Here is a 17544-nt window from a genome sequence, read left to right as displayed (position 1 = left end):
GTCGACGCGTCGAGGCGCGCGGACCGGGGCGGCGGATCGACGCACGAGACGTCTCAGCGCCCGGGGCCGATGCCGGCGTGCCAGCCGCGCATCCAGCGGTCGAGCCGGTCGTACGCGTCCTCGCGCGCGTCGCGGCGGGAGAGGAACACGTCGTGCAGCGCGCCGTCGATGCGCTCGACCGTCACCGAGCGCCCGAGCTTGAGGGCCGCCCGCGCGATGTCGTCGACGACGAGCACGCTGTCGGCGGAGGTCAGCTCATCCGACCAGCGCGTCGGCACCGCGGATCGTGCGGAGAGCAGCACGCACACCGGCACGTGGATCGCGAGGCCCCGCGACACCGCGGCGTGTCCGGCCAGGACCGCCCGCAGCCACGCGGCGTGCGCGATCATCGCCTGCTCGGGCCGCCACTGCAGGTTGACCTCGACCGGGTCGTCGGGGTCGGCGACCTCACGTTGCGCGCGGGTGTAGAAGCCGAGATCGACCTGCGGGGCGGCATCTTTCGGCCACAGCCGGGCCTGCAGTTCCACCATGGGGGTGATCGCCGCTCTGGCCGCTCCGAGCTGGAACTCCAGCCATGGCGCGTTGAGCACGATTGCATCGACCTGACGGGGGTGCCTTGCCGCCCAGAGGCTGAGCGTGAGTCCGCCGGTGGAGTGCCCCAGCAGCACCAGCCGCCGCCCGACGGTGTCGCCGCGTGCGTTCAGCGCCGCCTCGATGTCGGCGTCGTACTGAGCCAGGTCGGTCACATAGCCGGGGGTCTGGCCCGGGCGCAGGCTGCGGCCGTACTTGCGCAGATCGAGCGCGAAGAAGCGCGCGCCGCGGTCGGTGAAGAATCGGGCCAGGCGGGTCTGGAAGAAGTAGTCCGACCAGCCGTGCACGTACAGCACGTCCACTCCGGCCAGGGGGCGCGGGTCACCGGTGATGCGCCACCATGGCGTGGGCGTGGGCAGGGAGCGCACGAGCGTGGCGACGATCTCGCCCTCGGCATCCTCGCCCAACGGCAGCGTGAGCTGCTCGAACCCGTCGCCGAGGATGTCGGCAACCCACTCGCTCACGTCCGCCCTCCGTCACCTCTGTCGATCCGGATGCCGCGCGCCGCGCAGCGAGGCGTCACTCGCCTCGTGAGATGCGCACCATCTCCTCGCGCGGCACGAGCTTGACCCGCGCGCGCTCGTGCGGCGCGCCGAGGTCGATCTCGTGGGCGTCCAGACGGTGCCAGCCGTCGAGGTCGGTCCACGCCACGCCGCGCTCGGCCAGCAGCGCGGGGATCGCGTCGTCGGACGGGTCCTCGGGCTGCCACCACGACCCCTGGTCGTTGATGAGGTGACGCACGGTCTCCATGGCATCCGACTTGGTGTGGCCGATCAGGCCCACGGGGCCGCGCTTGATCCAGCCGGTGGCGTAGATGCCCGGCACGCGCTGGTTCGACTTCGTCTCGAGCACCTGACCCTCGCGATTCGGGATCACGCCGTGCTTCTTGTCGAACGGCACGCCCGGCAGCGGCGAGCCGAAGTAGCCGATCGCGCGGTACAGCGCCTGCATCGGGATCTCACGCAGCTCTCCCGTTCCCACCGCGCCACCGGCGCCGTCGGACTTCGTGCGCTCATAGACGAGCGCCGCGACGCGCCCGTTCTCGTCCTTCTTCACCTCGACCGGGCGGGCCCAGAAGTGCATGTGCAGGCGACGCGACGCCGTGCCGCCGGCGTTGTTGACCGAGTCGAGCTTGCGCCACGACTGCATGATCCGATCCATCACCATGACCTGCTTGTTGCTGGCCACCGCCTGCTGCGAGGCATCGTCGTAGTCGAAGTCCTCGTCATAGACGACCATGTCGACGTCGCGCAGCTCGCCCAGCTCGCGCAGCTCGAGCGGGGTGAACTTCACCTGCGCGGGCCCGCGACGGCCGAACACGTGCACGTCGGTGATCCGGCTGGCCTTCAGCCCCTGGTAGACGTTGTCAGGCACCTCGGTGACGAGCAGATCGTCGGCGTGCTTGGCGAGCATGCGCGCGACGTCCAGGGCCACGTTGCCGTTGCCGATGACACCGACCGAGGTGGCATCCAGACTCCACTCACGCGGCACATCGGGGTGCCCGTCGAACCAGCTGACGTACTCGGCCGCCCCGAAGGAGTGATCCGCATCCATGCCGGGGATGTCGAGCGACGAGTCGCGCACGGCCCCGGTCGCGAAGATCACCGCGTTGTAATGGCGCTTGAGGTCGTCGAGGGTGATGTCCGTGCCGAAGCGCACGTTGCCGAACAGGCGGATGTCGCCTCGGTCGAGCACGTCGCGCAGGGCGGTGATGATGCCCTTGATGCGCGGGTGGTCGGGGGCGACGCCGTAGCGGACCAGGCCGTAGGGTGCGGGGAGCTGCTCGAACAGGTCGATGGACACATCGAACTTGCGCTCCGCCTTGAGCAGGATGTCAGCGGCGTAGATGCCCGCCGGTCCCGCCCCGACGATGGCCAGCTTGAGCTTCGTCATGGGTTCCTTCCGTCAGCTGCTGCGATCAGCGAGAGTCTCCGCGAACCGGGTCAGCGAGTCGCGCACGGTGCCCTTGGGCAGCGGCGCGAGCGCCGCGATGGCATCCGCCGTCCAGGTTCGGGCGAGAGTCATGGTGCGCGTCGTGGCGTCGTTGTCACGCAGCTCGGCGAGCGGCTCGTCGAGCACCTCGGCATCGGCGCCCTCGGCGATGCGCGCGACGCCGTCGTCGATGCGACGGGCGAGGGCGACGTCGTCCGCCGCGGTGCTGGTGTTCAGCAGCAGCGAGGGCATGGTGGGAACGCCCGCTCGCAGGTCGGTGCCGGGCACCTTGCCGGTCTCCTCGGCATCCGCTGAGAGATCGATGACGTCGTCGAGCAGCTGGAAGGCGACGCCGACCTTCTCGCCGTATTCGCGCAGCGGCTCGATGTACTCCTCGGGTGCGTTCGAGAAGATCGCGCCGCCCTGAGTGGCGGCGGCGATGAGCGAGCCGGTCTTGTCGGCGAGCACCTGCAGGTAGAAGTCGATGGGATCGTCGCCGGGCTGAGCGCCCACGGTCTCGTGCAGCTGCCCGAGCACCAGTCGCTCGAAGGTGTCGGCCTGCAGACGCATCGCGCGATCGCCCAGACGCGACATGATCTGGCTCGCTCGCGAGAAGAGGATGTCGCCGGTCAGGATGGCCACGTTGTTGCCCCACACCGCGTGCGCAGCCGGCACGCCGCGGCGGGTGTCGGCGCCGTCCATCACGTCGTCGTGGTACAGCGAGCCGAGGTGCGTGAGCTCGAGCGCGGTGGCGATGTCGACCACGGCCGGGGTGGTGCCCTCGCCCAGCTGCGCGGTGAGCAGCGTGAGCACCGGCCGGATGCGCTTACCACCGGCCTCGTAGAGGTAGCGGGCTGCGGCATCCGCGATCGAGTCGGCGACCTTCACCTCGGCGGCGATCGTCGCCTCGACCAGGTCGAGCCCCTGCTCGACGCGCGTGGCGATGCGACGCGCCGACGGGCCGAGGAAGACGCGGTCGGCGAGGCCGAGTCGGCTCGCAAGTCGCGTGCCCGGGGTAGCGGGGCTCGAAGTCACGTCGTCCAGCCTACCTGCGCCGGGGCACGACCCGCGCCGGGCAGCGGTGCCGCATCCGCTCAGGCGAGGGCGTCCACCAGGGGGCGGAACTTCACGCGCGTCTCGAGCAGCTCGGACTCGGGATCGCTGCCGGCGACGATTCCCGCACCGGCATATGCCGTGACCCGCCGAGCTGCGGATGCCGCATCTGGCGCACCGGCGAACTGCGCGCAGCGCAGGGCGATCGCCCACTCCCCGTCACCGACGGCATCGATCCAGCCGACCGGCCCGGCGTAGCGGCCGCGGTCGAACGGCTCGAGCCGGCGGATGGCGGCGATCGCGGCATCTGTCGGCGATCCGGCCACCGCCGCGGTCGGGTGCATCGCACCCGCGAGATCGAGCGACGAGGCGCCGTCGGTCAGCTCGCCGGCGACGTCGGTCGCGAGGTGGAAGAGGTTGGGCAGCTCGAGCACGAACGGGTCGGTGTCAGCCCTGAGGCCGCGAGTGTGCGGCTCGAGTGCGGCCCGCACGCTCTGCACGGCATAGCGGTGCTCGTCGAGGTCCTTGGCGCTGGTGGCCAGGGCGGCGGATGCCCGCGCGTCGGCATCCGGATCCGCGCCGCGACCGGCCGTGCCGGCGAGTACCCGCGCGGTCACCGCGCGCCGGTGAGCGGTGACGAGCGTCTCGGGGCTGGCGCCGATGAGGCCGTCGACCGCGAAGGTCCAGGTGTCGGGGTATCCGGTCGACAGCGCGCGCACCAGGCGGCGCAGATCCGCGTCGCCGGGGACCGTGCCGGTGAGATCGCGCGCCAGCACGACCTTGCGGTAGACGCCGGCGGCGATCTCGTCCAGCGCGAGGCGGACCGCCTGCTGGTAGGCCTGCGGCGTCTGCGCGCCCGGGCCCACCCGCCCCGCCCAGTGCGGACCGTAGGCGGTCGGGGCGGGGCGGATGCCGGGATCCTCAGCGCCGAGGCGGGTGTCATCCCCCCGGCGGATGCGGGTGACCCAGCTGCGTCCGTCACGGCGACCGATCACGGTGTCGGGGACGAGCAGCACGCTCTCGGCGGCGGAGTCCTCGTCGAAGGCCACGGCGCCGAACGCGACCAGTCCGGTGCCCGGGATGCCGACTTCGTCGTCCTGCTCGGCCTGCGCGGCCAGTGCGCGCCACGCGTCGGCGAGCACGCCGCTGCGGGTCCCGCCCTGGCCGGCGGGGATGCGGATCGCGGCCGCGATGCCGTCGCCGGCTGCGACCATCCCCTCGCCGCGGCGCAGCCAGGCCAGGGGCCTGGCGGGCGAGGTGTACGCCAGCAGATCCTCGACGGGGTCGATCTCGCGGGTGTGCGCGACCAGGCGGATGCTGCTCACTCCCTCAGCCTACCGGCCGCCGGGCGGACGGCACCGGCGGTGGCGGGTTGCGTCCTGGGGGCCGACACTCCAGATGTCGGACCAACCCCGGCATCCAGTCCGACATCTGGCGTGTCGGCCCCCGTTCCGTAACAGGCCGAGCAGCACGCCCCGGTCAAAGGCCCAGCGCGATGAGGCGGTCCAGCCAGGGGTCGACGGTCGCGTCGTCGAAGGGCGCCGCCTGCGCGCGCACCCGATGCTCGAGTTCGAGGGCGCGCGCCTCGAGGTGCGTCATCACGTCGGCCGGATAACCGAAGCGGATGCTGTGCGCGGCCCACTCGTCACGGTCGTCGATGTACGTGCCGCGCTCGTCCAGGCGGCGCACCACGTCGAGGTCCATGTCGATGCCCGTCATCACGAGCGGGTCATCGCTCCAGCGGGCATCCCATGCGAGGTCGATGTAGACCCGCAGTGCGCGCGGGTGGCCGCGGTGCACCGTGATGGCGCAGTCCTGGCGGTCCCTGGGCAGCAGCGTGACGTTCGGTGACTCCGCCACGAAGTCGGCCCCGGGGCGCTTGCTGCGCCAGCCCACCGGCTGGCCCATCCAGTGGCCCCACTCGTCGGCGCCGAGGTAGACCACCTCGCTGACCCAGTGGGGCGAGCCGTCCCACTTGCGCCAGCTCTGCCTCATCGGTGTGCCGGGCGCGGGACGATTCGCGTTCACCCGGCGAGTCTATGCCCGCCGAACGGCGCCTCAGGTCCCGCTGCCGCGCGCCTAGGATCGAACCATGCAGCCGAACCGCGCCGATCTCGGCAAGAACCCGTCCCGCGTCAGCGGCATGTTCGATCAGGTCGCGAAGGGCTACGACCGCACGAACACCGTGATGACATTCGGCAACGACGCGCTCTGGCGAGCCGCCACCACGCGGGCGGTGGCACCGAAGCGCGGCGAGCGCATCCTGGACCTCGCCGCCGGCACCGCGGCATCCTCCGCGTCGCTGGCCGCGAGCGGCGCGCAGGTCGTCGCCGCCGACTTCTCACCGGGGATGCTGGCCGAGGGCCGACGCCGGCACGGGCACCTGCACAACATCACGTTCATCGAGGCGGATGCCACCGCGCTGCCGTTCGACGACGCGGAGTTCGATGCGGTGACGATGTCGTACGGGCTGCGCAACGTGCAGGATCCGAAGGAGGCGCTGCGGGAGCTGTACCGGGTGACCAAGCCAGGCGGACGCATGGTGATCAACGAGTTCTCCACTCCCCCGGGGGCGCTGTTCCGCGGTCTGTACCGGTTCTACAACGCCCAGATCCTCCCTCGCATGGCGCGGCTCGCCGGCACCAACGGCGATGCGTACGACTACCTCAACGAGTCCATCCGCGACTGGCCCGATCAGCGCACCCTGTCGTCGTGGATCCGCGACGCGGGGTGGACCGAGGTCGAGTACCGCAACCTCACCTTCGGCATCGTCGCCCTGCATCGCGCCCGCAAGCCCCGCGACTGACTCAGGTGGCGGCGAGGCGCTTCTTCTCCGCCTCGACGTCGAAGTCAGCCGCCGGCCAGCGCGGGTCGATGTCCTCCAGCGCGTCGATGAGCAGTTCCTGCACGGCGAGGCGGGCGTACCACTTGCGATTCGCCGGCACCACGTACCAGGGCGCGTCCGGCGTGGAGGTGCGCTCGAAGACCGCCTGATAGGCCGCCATGTAGTCGTCCCAGCGCAGCCGCTCGTCCACGTCACCCGGGTTGTACTTCCAGTACTTGTCGGGGCGCTCCAGCCGCTGCATCAGCCGATCCTTCTGCTCATCGGGCGATATGTGCAGCATGACCTTCACGATGCGCGTCCCGGATGCCACGATGCGGCGCTCGAAGTCGACGATCGCGCCGTATCGCCGTTCGATCTCCTCGGGGTCGGCGAGGGCGTGGACGCGCGCGATGAGCACGTCCTCGTAGTGCGACCGGTCGAACACGCCGATCATCCCCGGCTCTGGCAGCTGCTTCTCCACGCGCCAGAGGAAGTCGTGCGCGAGCTCCTCCTCAGTGGGAGCCTTGAAGGCGGCGAGGGCGATCCCCTGCGGGTCCACGCGGCCGACCACGTGGCGCACGACGCCGCCTTTTCCGGCGGTGTCCATCGCCTGCAGCACGAGCAGCACGGCATCCTTGCCGTCTCCCACGTGACTGTCCGCGTACAGTCGCTCCTGCAGCTCGTCCAGACGTTCCTCGCGCTCGGCCAGCAGGCGATGCCCGTCGGCCTTGTGCCCGTCGAAGCCCGGGTGCCCATCGGCGTCGATCCGGTCGAGCGCGAAGCCGTCGTCGACCCTCAGCAGCCGGGCCGGGTCGGTCGTCCAGGTGTGCGTCATGAGGACATCATGCCTTCCCACCTGAGTCCGCACACCCCCGATCCGCTCGGGCGCGCGAGACGTCGAGCGGTGTCGGAGGCATCCGTCACAATCGGAGCATGGACACCGTTCTCGTCGTCATCATCGTGCTGGTGGCCGCCGGCCTGGCCGCCGCGGTCGGGTGGCTGCTGGGTGCGCAGCGCGCGCGCTCGGCCGATGCCGCACAGCAGGCCGAGGCTGCTGCCGCCCGCCTGCGCGCCGAGTCGCTCGAGCGCGATGCCGCGGCGCTGCGCGCCGAGGCGGCGTCCCGAGTGCAGGAGGAGCGCGCACTGGCGGACCGGCGGATCGCCGAAGCGCGCCAGCAGGGTGAGGCGGCGGTCGCGGACGCGCGACGCGAAGCACAGCAGCGTCTGGAGCACGAACGCGCCGAGCACGTGCGTCGACTGGCCGAGGTGCGTGATGAGGCGCAGGCCGACGTCGCCATCGAACGGCAGCGCGCGGCGGAGCGTCTGGAGGAGCTGAAGTCCGATCAGAAGCGCCTGGCCGACGAGTTCGACGCGCTGAGCCGGCGTGCCCTCGCCGCCAACACGCAGGCGTTCCTGCAGCAGGCGGAGGAGCGCCTGAAGCGCAGCCAGAGCGAGAGCGCGGCGGAACTGCAGAAGCGTCAGGATGCCGTGCAGCAGCTCATCGAGCCGATCCAGCAGACCCTCGACACCGTCAAGTCCGAGATGACGACGGCCGAGAAGGCCCGCCTTCAGGCGAACGCGGCCCTGGCCGAGCAGCTGCAGATCATGCGGCAGTCCTCCGAGACGCTGGGCGCCGAGACCCGCAACCTGGTGAACGCGCTGCGCGCGCCGCAGGTGCGGGGGCGCTGGGGCGAGCTGCAGCTGCGCCGCGTGGTGGAGGCCTCGGGCATGGTGAATCACGTGGACTTCGATGAGCAGATGCACCACACCACCGACGACGGCGCACTGCGCCCCGACCTCGTGGTGCACCTGGCCGGGGACAAGCGCGTGGTGGTCGACTCGAAGGTCGCCTTCAGCGGCTACCTCGAGGCCATGGAGGCGACCGACGAGGCCGTGCGCACCCAGCGGCTGCAGGCCCACGCCCGGCATCTGCGCAAGCACATCGACGACCTGGGGGCGAAGGAGTACTGGGACGTCGTCGCCGGCTCCCCCGAGTTCGTGGTGATGTTCGTGCCGGCCGAGCCGTTCCTCGCCGCCGCCCTCGACCAGGATGCGACGCTGTACGAGTACGCGTTCGAGCGCAACGTCGTGATCGCGACGCCCTCGACGCTGATCGCGCTGCTGCGCACGGTCGGACACGCGTGGCGGCAGGACCAGCTCGCCCAGGAGGCCCAGCAGATCTTCGCCGTCGGCAAGGAGCTGCACAAGCGTCTGGGCACTCTGGGATCGCATCTGGCCAAACTGGGCCGCAGCCTCAACTCGACGGTCGACGCCTACAACCGCTTTGCTGGATCGCTGGATCGGAACGTCGTCACTCAGGCGAGGCGTTTCAGCGCGCTGCAGGGTCTCGATGATGTGCTCACCGAGACCCAGCCCGTGGAGGCACTCGCGACCGCACCGCAGAAGATCGACCTGTATGCATCCGAGCACGACGAGCTCCCCGCGACCAACGACGCCGAGCCGGCGGAGCGGTACGCTCAGGCCGACCTGGGCGAGATCACCCGGCGGATCGAGGCGGCACCGGAGGCCTGACCGGGCGCGAGCCGATCTCAGCGCTCGAGCGGAACCTCGATGATCTGCGGCCCGCCGACCGGCGACGTGAGTGCCTGATCGAGGGCGGAGCGCGTGCTGATGCGAGCGAACTCCCATCCGTAGGCCGCCGCGAGCTCGCTCAGCTGCACCGCCTGAGGGGTGTAGAACGCGCGATCGAGGTCAGCAGCAGGAGCCGACGACGCCACCTCGAGACCGTCGAAGATCGTGCCTCCGCCGTCGTTGCCGACGATGACCTGGATCCGCGGGCGGGACTCGTCGGCGGGCAGCAGCAGCGCGCCGACGTCGTGCAGGAAGGCGAGGTCTCCCAGCAGCACCCGTGTGACGCCCGGCACCCCGTCGCCCTGACTGGCCAAGGCGATGCCGATGGCGGTGGCGATGGTGCCGTCGATGCCTGCCAGGCCCCGGTTGGCGTGCACGGGCACCTTCTTTCCCCCGAGCACCTGGTCCGCGACGCGCACCAGCCGTGAGGAGCCGAACATCAGCCGGTCGTGCGGCCAGGTCGCCCGCCAGACCGCGTCGACGAGGATCTCCCGGTCGACACGGCGACGCACGGCGTCGAGCTCGGCGCGCACCGCACTGAGCCGCTGCGCGCGGTCCTCCGAGTACAGTCCGTGCTGATCGGGTGCGGGCGCGCTGAGGTCGACCATCGCGGCCTGCGCGGCGCTCATCCACGCCCCCAGCCACACACGATCCGCGTCCCCATCGGCAACGGTCGCCGCCGGCACGGCACGGGTCCGACCGTTGAGATCGAGGCTCTCGCCACCGCGGCGCACCGCGATCACCTCGACGTCGTCCCGGGCCAGCAGCGCTGCGACTTCGCGGCTGAGGGTCGGATGCCCGAACACGACCGCTCGCTCGATGCGACCGCCCAGCGACTCGTCACGCAGCAGCTTCCGGTAGCCGTGCACGAGCAGGCGTCCGAAGCGGGCACCGCTGACGACCTCGGCGATGAGCGGCCAGCCCCCGGCGTGAGAGAGCTCTTCGGCATCCGGTCCGGCATCCGCCCCCGCGATCACCACGGTGCGCGCTCCGCGCGGCAGCACCACCGGCTGCGGCGCCGTCGGCACGGGCGCCGGCCCGGCTGCGGCAGCGATCGGGACCACCGCGGAAAGCGGCTCACGAGTGGGCAGGTTCAGATGCACGGGCCCGGCGACCCCGTCCAGCCCCTCACCCTGCACGCCGAGGGCGGCACGCACCGCCGCAGCGCCGAGGCCGTCCCAGCCGGCCTCGCCGGTCGGCACGACGGCGTCGACGTGCATCCGCACGAACGGCGCGAACAGGCCGGGCTGAACCGTCGCCTGGTTCGCGCCGACCCCGCGCAGCTCGGGCGGGCGGTCGGCGGTGAGCAGCAGCAGGGGCACCCCGGCGTGGAAGGCCTCCATGGTCGCGGGCAGCAGATTGCCGGCGGCAGTGCCCGACGTGCACACCACTGCGACGGGCAGTCCGCTCTCGCGGGCCAGACCGAGCGCGGTGAATCCCGCGACGCGCTCGTCCACGCGCACGTGAACCCGCAACGCACCACTGCGGGCCAGGGCGGTGGCGGCGAGGGCGAGCGCCTGCGAGCGCGAGCCGGGGGCGAGCACGAGGTCCTGCACACCGTGCGCGATGAGCTCGCCGAGCAGCGTGCCGGCGGCCTCGCTCGCGGGCGAGGACGTCACGACCGCGGGTCCGCGCCGTCGGACTCGTCGTCGAGGCGGGCGAGCTCCTCCTCGAGCTGGCGGATGCGTGCATCCTGCTCGGCGGTGCTCATCCGCCGCAGGGCTGCCGGGTCGTCGTCGGGCGCGGTGAGGTAGTCGCTCTCGCGTTCCCCGCGACGGCGCCGGCCGATCCAGAACCACAGGATGCCGCCGATCACCGGCAGCAGCACGACGATCAGCACCCACACGCCCTTCGAGACACCGCGGTGGCGTCCGGCGGGCTGCACGGCCACGTCGACGATGCTGTACACCCAGAAGATGACAGCCAGAAAAGCGCCGACGATCAGGACACGAGCCATGCCTCCATTGTAGGTCGGCGGGCACGCGGCGGCTCGGCGCTGCCGCGGTTCCCCCCGCCGCGCGGTGCTGCCGTGCACAGCGCGTGCCTAAGCGCGCTTCGTAGACTGGCGGGGTGAAGCTGCCACCTCTCCTCGTCTACACCGTGCTGCGGCTGCTGGCGTTCATCGTGCCGCTCGCGATCCTGTGGCTGTTCCCCATCTTCCGCGAGTACTGGTGGCTTGCCGCGCTCTTCGCGGCTCTGATCGGCATGAGCATCTCGCTGCTGTTCCTGCGCACGCCGCTCTCGCGCGCCTCCCGCGACATCTATGCGAAGCGTCACGGTACTCGCGACGACGAAGACGTGGAGGACGCCGCGACCGACCAGTGATCGATCAGGCCACCAGCGCCCAGTAGATGAAGCCGGCGTACACCAGCGCCGTCAGCGAGGTGAGGCCGAGAGCGGCGACGAGCTCGCGCGGCTGCCGGTAGGTCCACACGATGATGATCGCGACGAGCCCCGCCAGCAGTGCGAGCATCGCCAGCCACGCGACCGGGTACAGCAGCGCGATCCACGCAGCGAGGCCGAACGGGATCAGCACGAACAGGGTGAAGAGCACCTGGGTGGCGCGCCTGCCGATCAGCACCGTGAGTGTGCGCTTGCCGACCGCGCGGTCCTGGTCGATGTCGCGCAGGTTGTTGGCCAGCAGCACCGCGCAGGCGAACAGTCCCGCCGCGACCGCCGAGAGCCAGGCCTCCAGCGGCAGCCGGAACGCCTGCACCCACGTGGTGCCGAGGGTCGCGACCAGTCCGAAGAAGACGAACACGAACAGCTCGCCCATGGCGTTGTAGCCGTAGGGGCGCTTGCCGCCGGTGTAGAACCACGCGGCGACGATGCACAGTGCCCCGACGGCCAGCATCCACCACTGCTGCGTGCGCACGACGATCGTCAGCCCGACGAGGGCGGCGAGCGCGAAGAACACCAGCGCGATCAGCAGCACCCGTTTCGCCGGCACCCGGCCGGACGCGGTGAGTCGGGCCGGCCCGACCCGCTGCGTATCGGTGCCGCGCACCCCGTCGCTGTAGTCGTTGGCGAAGTTCACGCCGATCTGCAGCAGCACCGCCACCGACAGGCAGGCCAGGGCGATCACCCAGTGCAGGCTCCGATCGACCACCTGTGCCGCCCCGGTGCCGAGCACCACGGGGGCGACGGCCAGCGGCAGAGTGCGCAGGCGCGCGGCTCCGATCCAGTCCTTCGCCGTCACGGGGCCGAGCTCGGCCACCGGGCGCCGCGCGGGGTTGCCACTGGATCTGCGCCGCTGCGGGGCACGCTTCTTCGACTTCTGAGAGGAACCAGCCACGCAGGAGATCCTACTGACCGGCAGGTCCCGCTTCAGCGGGGGCCACCAGGGGCCGACGCTCGTAGAAGGTCTGCAGCACCACCGTGGTGCGAGTGCGCACGTTCGCGGCGATGCGCACGTCGCGCACCAGCTGCTCGAGGGCACGCGGCGATGCCACGCGAACGAACAGCATGTAGGCGGCGTCGCCGGCGATCGAATGACAGGCCTCGATGGCCGGCAGATGCTCGAGCAGTTCCGGAGCGTTGTCGGGCTGCGCCGGGTCGAGGGGTGTGATCTCGATGAAGGCGGACAGCGGCGCCCCGACCTGCTCGGGGTCGAGCACCGCCTGATACCCCGAGATCACACCGCGCGACTCGAGCCGCTTCAGTCGCGACTGCACCGCAGAGGTGGACAGCCCGACCGCCTCGGACAGCTGCGACAGAGTGGCGCGGCCGTCGCGGGACACCGCGGCGAGGATCGCGTGGTCGACAGGATCATCCATAGATGGAAGAATACCGGTTGACACCGGCTCGCGCCGGAAAATTTCCTGCCATTCTCCCGATCGGAGGTTCGGATGTCCCTCTCCACCGCACACTCAACGGCCATCGCCGACGAGCTCGAGGTCGTGACGGATGCGTCGCGCGTCGAGCACAGCATCGCATGGCAGCAGCTGAAGAGCGCGGCCATCGCGCTGCGACTGCTGCAGGTCAAGGACGGATCCGTCCCTTCGACAGGCTCAGGGGCCCAGGAGGGCACAGCAGGGGCCCACGAGGGCACAGGCTCAGGGGCCCACGAGGGCGCAGGCTCAGGGGCCCACGAGGAGGCTGCCGCGCATGTGGCCGCCATCGTCGCCGGCATCCGCGCGCTCTCCCCCGCCTTCCCGCACGAGGCCGAATACCTCGACGTGCTCGTGACGGACTTCCAGCGCTGGGCCGACGAGGGCTTCGGCGAGCCCGACTTCCTCGACTCGCTGATGGCGTTCCAGCCGCAGCAGCACCGCGTCGACGGCATCCGCCATCTCGTCGTCTTCCCGATGTACACCCAGAACGGCTCGAGCGACCGGCTCGTCGAGGCGCTGATCGTCGAGACGATCTGGCCCGAGTTCATCGCCGAACTGGAGGCGGGCGACTACGGCAACAAGCTCTTCGTCTCGCTGCGCCTGATCGACTTCACGCCCGGCTACGACACCAACTCCGCCGTGCTCTTCCCCGAGACCGTCGCGATGCGCGAGATCCCCTCGTTCACATGGGGCGCCATCTTCCAGGACCGCGAGGCGGCCCGCTATCGCCGTGTCGTGCGCTCCGCATCCGAGATCACCAACCTCGATCTGCCCGAGCGGGCGGCGGCCATGCTCGACGACCAGCGCATGACCGAGAAGACGTTCGTGATGTGGGACATCATCCACGACCGCACGCACATGCGCGGCGACCTGCCGTTCGACCCGTTCATGATCAAGCAGCGCATGCCCTTCTTCCTCTACTCGCTCGAGGAGATGCGCTGCGACATGACCGCGTTCCGTGAGTCGGTGAAGATCGAGCGCGAGTTCGATGCCCGCGTCGCGGCCGGCGAGACGCTCACCGAGACTGAGCAGGAGATGCACGACTACGCGCATCTGGTGCAGTACGCGGTGATCTTCGACCGCATCTTCCGCTTCGCCATCACCGGCACACGGGTGCGCAACTACGACGCGGTCGGCGGGCAGCTGCTGTTCGCCTGGCTGCACCAGCGCGGCGTGCTGCACTGGACCGACACCGCCCTCACCTTCGACTGGGAGAACGTTCCCGACGCCGTCGTCGCCCTGGGCGATGCGATCGACGACCTGTACTGGCACTCGATCGACCGGCCGAAGGTCGCGCACTGGCTCGCCGCCTACGAGCTGGTCCGGAGCACGCTCACCCCGCACCCCGCCTCGCAGTGGGCGCGCGGCCTCAGCGACGACATCCTCGCCGGCGCACCGAAGGGCTACACCGACGCGGTGCTGGATGACGAGTTCCCGCTGTCGATGTTCTTCGAGACGCTGCACAAGAAGATGCGTCCGATCATCGAGTCGACCGTCGGCATCCGCGGCGCGGACGACTGAGATGACCGCCGCGGACCGCAGGGTGGTGATCGCCGGCGCCACGAGTGACGCCGGACTGGCGACAGCGACGGCGCTGATCGAGGCCGGCGCGCGGGTGGTCGCGACCGGCCGCTCGCCGGAGCGGCTGGCGCGGCTGCGGGATGCCGGCGCGCAGATCGAGCTCGCCGACGCGACCTCGATCGCCGAGATGAGCGCCCTTGCCGAGCGGATCGGCCCCGTCGACGCGGTGCTTCCTCTGGTCGGCGGCTGGCGCGGCGGTGGCGGCCTCGCGGGGCAGAGCGACGAGGACTTCGCCGCCCTGCTGCCGGCCCTGCACGCGGTGCGCGCGACCAGCCGGGCGTTCGACACCGCGCTCCGGGCCTCGGACGCCGGCCGCTTCGCGATCGTGTCGTCGACAGCTGTCGCCCGCCCGCTCGCCGGTGGGGCGAACTACGCCGCGATCAAGGCGGCGAGCGAGGCCTGGGCACGCGGCGTCGCGCAGGGCTACGCCAAGGCGGCACGGGACGCCGGCAGCGGGCTGCACACCGCGTCGGTGATCTTTCGCGCCGAGGGTGCCCTGCAGCCCGACGGGCTCGCGCGGGCGGTCGTCGCCCTCTGGGACGAGGACGCCACCGCCTTGAACGACTCGATCCGGTCGATCTGAGCACCAGCGCGGACCGTGCGTTCACGGCTCCGACGGCGCTGGTGCGGAGGAGGCGTCCGCGTCGGCGCCCTCGGAGTCGCCGGGCGAGGACGCCTGCAGGTAGGAGGCGCTCAATCGGCGGTACGCGCGGGTGGAGAAGGCGAGGAGGGCGAGGGTCATGATCGCCACGCCCGCGAACACGAAGATGAGCGCGATGCCGCGCGCCCTCCCGTCGCCGAGCAGCCACCCCCACGCGGCCGCACCGGGAGCGGACTCGACGTAGGGGATGATCACGTACTGCGCGAGCGGTGCGATCAGGAAGGCCGTCAGGGGTGCTGCCGCGGCCTCCATCGTGGAGGCGACGCCGAACACCCGACCCTGCCGACGGTAGGGCACCACCTTCTGGATCACGGTCTGCTCGGCCGCTTCCACCGCAGGGATGAGCGCCATGTAGAGCCAGTTGCCCGCGACGAACAGCGGCCACCAGTCCCGCAGCGCGAACACCATGCCGATCACCCCCATGCCCACCACGAGGATGAGCATCGTACGGATCGGATTGCGGCCGAGCCCGACGGCGGACACGACCGCGCCGCCGACGAGGAACCCCGTCGACGCCACCGCGAGCACGATTCCCCACAGCTGCACCGACATCAGCTCGAGCCCGTACGGATCCACGAGCGCCATGTACACGCCTCCGACGAAGTTGTTGAACATGGCGAAGAACAGCAGCGCGAACAGGGCCGGAACGGCGCGGATGGCGCGGATGCTGCCCCGCAGGTCGATCGGCGACGGCGCATCCGCCTCGCGCTCCGGCGGCTCTTCCGGGATCCGCACGAAGAGGATGTGGGTGAGCGCGACGACGGTGAGCGCGACAGCGATCAGCAGCGTGCCGCCCATGCCGAGGAACCCGATCGACAGGCCGCTGAAGACGCTGGTGACGAGGAACGCCAGCCCCTGCACCGTGCCGACCATGCCGTTGGCGTTCGCGTGCCGCTCGACCGGCACGAGCAGGGTGACCGTCGTGGACAGCGCGATGTTGCGCATCTGCTCGACGACCGCGCCCAGCAGGATCACTCCGCAGAACAGCCAGAACCAGGGGCCCGAGAAGTCCAGCAGCGCCGAGGCCGGCTGCCAGAGGAACAGCAGCAGCGCCGCCACGAAGGCGACCGCCGTCGCGACGCTCGAGAACACGAACACCCAGCGCTTGCGGTGACGGTCGACGATCGTGCCGAACAGGATCGAGAACACGGCGATGAGCAGCATGTACGCACCGCCCACGATTCCGGTCGCCATGACGTTGCGCGTCTCGAGATACACCCAGAAGGTGAGCGCGAACCAGAGGAAGCTGGTCGTGACGTTGGCCAGCATCGTGTTCAGCAGCACCTGCAGGAACGTGCGCATGGCATGAGGGTAGGCGCCGGGTCCGACATCCGACAGCCCCGTCGGCGAATCGGGCGGACGCCGAGCCGTAGAGTTGTCGGGTGAGCGCTCTGCACGACACCCCGCTGCACGACACGAACGTGCGCGGCTTCGCATCCGACAACTACTCCGGCATCCATCCCGAGGTGCTCGCGGCCATCGCCGCGGCCAACGACGGTCACCAGATCGCCTACGGCGAGGACGTCTACACCGAACGCCTGAAGCAGGTGTTCACGCGGCATTTCGGCACGGACGTGCGCGCGTTCCCCGTGTTCAACGGCACCGGCGCCAACGTCACCGGCCTGCAGTCGATGCTGCCGCGCTGGGGCGCGGTGATCGCGGCATCCACCGCCCACATCAACGTCGACGAAGGCGGCGCTCCGGAGCGCATCGGGGGCATGAAGCTGCTCACGGTCCCCACCGAGGACGGCAAGCTCACCCCCGAGCTCGTCGACCGCGAGGCCTGGGGCTGGGGTGACGAGCACCGCGCCCAGCCGCTGGTCGTCTCGATCACTCAGAGCACCGAGCTGGGCACCCTGTACAGCGTCGACGAGATCCGCGCGCTCGCCGAGCACGCCCACGCGCGCGGGATGAAGCTGCACCTCGACGGCGCGCGCATCTCGAACGCCGCCGCCGCTCTCGACGCACCGCTGCGCGCGTTCACCACCGACGCCGGCGTGGACGTGCTGAGCTTCGGCGGCACGAAGAACGGCGCGATGCTCGGTGAGGCGATCGTGGTGCTGAATCCGGATGCCGCCGACGGGCTGATCTACAGCCGCAAGTACAACATGCAGCTCTCCTCGAAGATGCGCTTCGTGTCCGCGCAGCTGATCGCGCTGCTCGAGGGCGATCTGTGGCTGCGCAACGCCCGGCACTCGAACGCGATGGCGCAGCGTCTGCGGCGGGCGGTCGAGCAGGGGCTGGCCGAGGGCAGCATCCGCGGCGTGGAGTTCACGCAGCCCACGCAGGCCAACGGCGTCTTCGCGACCCTTCCCGACGGGATCGCCGACCGCCTGCGCGAGAGCTTCCGGTTCTACGACTGGGACGCCGCGCGCAACGAGGTGCGCTGGATGTGCTCCTTCGACACGCAGGAGTCCGACGTCGACGCCTTCGTCGCCGAGCTCTCCCGCCTCACGACCGCCTGATCGGCACCTCGC

17 protein-coding genes are annotated in these 17544 nt (G+C 70.7%); 6 read left to right on the top strand and 11 right to left on the bottom strand.

Translation table 11 applies throughout. From position 1 onward, the window contains the following. Positions 1 to 53: 53 nt before the first annotated feature. The 5 genes from WFG93_RS10765 to WFG93_RS10745 all read right to left on the bottom strand — a co-directional run bounded on the left by WFG93_RS10765 (position 54) and on the right by WFG93_RS10745 (position 5604). Positions 54 to 1055 carry an alpha/beta hydrolase gene (locus WFG93_RS10765; RefSeq protein ID WP_336646352.1) on the bottom strand — a complete coding sequence of 334 codons (1002 nt, stop codon included), beginning with the start codon at positions 1053 to 1055 and terminating at the stop codon, positions 54 to 56. A 55-nt stretch (positions 1056 to 1110) separates the two neighbouring features. Then, positions 1111 to 2484 (bottom strand): FAD-dependent oxidoreductase, encoded by a 1374-nt coding sequence (locus WFG93_RS10760; RefSeq protein ID WP_336646351.1) that lies wholly within the window; start codon positions 2482 to 2484, stop codon positions 1111 to 1113. 12 nt (positions 2485 to 2496) lie between these two features. Continuing rightward, entirely contained in the window at positions 2497 to 3558 is a 1062-nt protein-coding gene (locus tag WFG93_RS10755; protein ID WP_336646350.1) for a polyprenyl synthetase family protein, read from the bottom strand. Positions 3559 to 3617: 59 nt separating this feature from the next. Further along, positions 3618 to 4901 (bottom strand): isochorismate synthase, encoded by a 1284-nt coding sequence (locus WFG93_RS10750; protein ID WP_336646349.1) that lies wholly within the window; start codon positions 4899 to 4901, stop codon positions 3618 to 3620. Positions 4902 to 5055: 154 nt separating this feature from the next. Further along, the gene (locus WFG93_RS10745; protein ID WP_336646348.1) at positions 5056 to 5604 is read right to left on the bottom strand and encodes a DUF402 domain-containing protein; all 549 of its coding nucleotides are present in this window, start codon (positions 5602 to 5604) and stop codon (positions 5056 to 5058) included. 64 nt (positions 5605 to 5668) lie between these two features. Between WFG93_RS10745 and ubiE the strand changes: the two genes are divergently transcribed. Further along, complete coding sequence (gene ubiE / locus WFG93_RS10740) at positions 5669 to 6382, top strand: bifunctional demethylmenaquinone methyltransferase/2-methoxy-6-polyprenyl-1,4-benzoquinol methylase UbiE (protein ID WP_336646347.1); 714 nt, start codon at positions 5669 to 5671, stop codon at positions 6380 to 6382. Between the two features lies 1 nt (position 6383). Here ubiE and WFG93_RS10735 read toward each other — a convergent pair whose 3' ends face one another. Further along, positions 6384 to 7235 carry a PPK2 family polyphosphate kinase gene (locus WFG93_RS10735; RefSeq protein WP_336646346.1) on the bottom strand — a complete coding sequence of 284 codons (852 nt, stop codon included), beginning with the start codon at positions 7233 to 7235 and terminating at the stop codon, positions 6384 to 6386. 98 nt (positions 7236 to 7333) lie between these two features. On the opposite strand from WFG93_RS10735, the gene rmuC reads away from it, so the two are divergent. Beyond that, a complete protein-coding gene (gene rmuC, locus WFG93_RS10730) occupies positions 7334 to 8932 on the top strand; it encodes a DNA recombination protein RmuC (RefSeq protein ID WP_336646345.1) in 1599 nt (532 codons plus the stop codon). Between the two features lie 17 nt (positions 8933 to 8949). On the opposite strand, the gene menD is transcribed toward rmuC, so the two are convergent. Then, positions 8950 to 10611: a 2-succinyl-5-enolpyruvyl-6-hydroxy-3-cyclohexene-1-carboxylic-acid synthase gene (gene menD, locus WFG93_RS10725; protein WP_336646344.1), complete on the bottom strand. Its 1662-nt coding sequence runs from the start codon at positions 10609 to 10611 to the stop codon at positions 8950 to 8952. After that, a complete protein-coding gene (locus WFG93_RS10720) occupies positions 10608 to 10949 on the bottom strand; it encodes a PLD nuclease N-terminal domain-containing protein (RefSeq protein ID WP_336646343.1) in 342 nt (113 codons plus the stop codon). Before WFG93_RS10720 ends, menD begins: the two co-directional genes overlap by 4 nt. A 113-nt stretch (positions 10950 to 11062) precedes the next feature. Here WFG93_RS10720 and WFG93_RS10715 point away from each other — a divergent pair, with 113 nt between their 5' ends. Beyond that, positions 11063 to 11317 (top strand): DUF4229 domain-containing protein, encoded by a 255-nt coding sequence (locus WFG93_RS10715; protein WP_336646342.1) that lies wholly within the window; start codon positions 11063 to 11065, stop codon positions 11315 to 11317. 4 nt (positions 11318 to 11321) lie between these two features. Here the strand turns inward: WFG93_RS10715 and WFG93_RS10710 are convergent, their stop codons facing one another. Next, positions 11322 to 12287: a 1,4-dihydroxy-2-naphthoate polyprenyltransferase gene (locus WFG93_RS10710; protein WP_336646341.1), complete on the bottom strand. Its 966-nt coding sequence runs from the start codon at positions 12285 to 12287 to the stop codon at positions 11322 to 11324. Positions 12288 to 12297: 10 nt separating this feature from the next. Continuing rightward, on the bottom strand, positions 12298 to 12768 hold the full coding sequence (locus tag WFG93_RS10705) for an Lrp/AsnC family transcriptional regulator (RefSeq protein ID WP_336646340.1): 471 nt from the start codon (positions 12766 to 12768) through the stop codon (positions 12298 to 12300). Between the two features lie 72 nt (positions 12769 to 12840). Between WFG93_RS10705 and WFG93_RS10700 the strand changes: the two genes are divergently transcribed. Next, entirely contained in the window at positions 12841 to 14346 is a 1506-nt protein-coding gene (locus WFG93_RS10700; RefSeq protein ID WP_336646339.1) for a DUF6421 family protein, read from the top strand. A 1-nt stretch (position 14347) separates the two neighbouring features. Beyond that, positions 14348 to 14989, top strand: coding sequence for an SDR family oxidoreductase (locus tag WFG93_RS10695; protein ID WP_336646338.1), 642 nt, complete (start codon positions 14348 to 14350; stop codon positions 14987 to 14989). A gap of 21 nt (positions 14990 to 15010) precedes the next feature. Here the strand turns inward: WFG93_RS10695 and WFG93_RS10690 are convergent, their stop codons facing one another. Further along, a complete protein-coding gene (locus tag WFG93_RS10690; protein ID WP_336646337.1) occupies positions 15011 to 16369 on the bottom strand; it encodes an MFS transporter in 1359 nt (452 codons plus the stop codon). A gap of 89 nt (positions 16370 to 16458) precedes the next feature. Here WFG93_RS10690 and WFG93_RS10685 point away from each other — a divergent pair, with 89 nt between their 5' ends. Further along, positions 16459 to 17532, top strand: coding sequence for a threonine aldolase family protein (locus tag WFG93_RS10685; RefSeq protein WP_336646525.1), 1074 nt, complete (start codon positions 16459 to 16461; stop codon positions 17530 to 17532). Positions 17533 to 17544 lie beyond the last annotated feature (12 nt).

The sequence above is a fragment of the Microbacterium sp. USHLN186 genome, assembly GCF_037145155.1.
GTDB lineage: Bacteria > Actinomycetota > Actinomycetes > Actinomycetales > Microbacteriaceae > Microbacterium.
This window is presented reverse-complemented; position numbering and strand designations above follow the sequence as displayed.

What these genes read in the sequence shown, in the direction of transcription:
- WFG93_RS10760 (WP_336646351.1), bottom strand. Translation starts at nt 2,484, where the DNA reads ATGACGAAGCTCAAGCTGGCCATCGTCGGGGCGGGACCGGCGGGCATC.
- ubiE (WP_336646347.1), top strand. Translation starts at nt 5,669, where the DNA reads ATGCAGCCGAACCGCGCCGATCTCGGCAAGAACCCGTCCCGCGTCAGC.
- WFG93_RS10735 (WP_336646346.1), bottom strand. Translation starts at nt 7,235, where the DNA reads ATGACGCACACCTGGACGACCGACCCGGCCCGGCTGCTGAGGGTCGAC.
- rmuC (WP_336646345.1), top strand. Translation starts at nt 7,334, where the DNA reads ATGGACACCGTTCTCGTCGTCATCATCGTGCTGGTGGCCGCCGGCCTG.
- WFG93_RS10720 (WP_336646343.1), bottom strand. Translation starts at nt 10,949, where the DNA reads ATGGCTCGTGTCCTGATCGTCGGCGCTTTTCTGGCTGTCATCTTCTGG.
- WFG93_RS10705 (WP_336646340.1), bottom strand. Translation starts at nt 12,768, where the DNA reads ATGGATGATCCTGTCGACCACGCGATCCTCGCCGCGGTGTCCCGCGAC.
- WFG93_RS10700 (WP_336646339.1), top strand. Translation starts at nt 12,841, where the DNA reads ATGTCCCTCTCCACCGCACACTCAACGGCCATCGCCGACGAGCTCGAG.
- WFG93_RS10695 (WP_336646338.1), top strand. Translation starts at nt 14,348, where the DNA reads ATGACCGCCGCGGACCGCAGGGTGGTGATCGCCGGCGCCACGAGTGAC.
- WFG93_RS10690 (WP_336646337.1), bottom strand. Translation starts at nt 16,369, where the DNA reads ATGCGCACGTTCCTGCAGGTGCTGCTGAACACGATGCTGGCCAACGTC.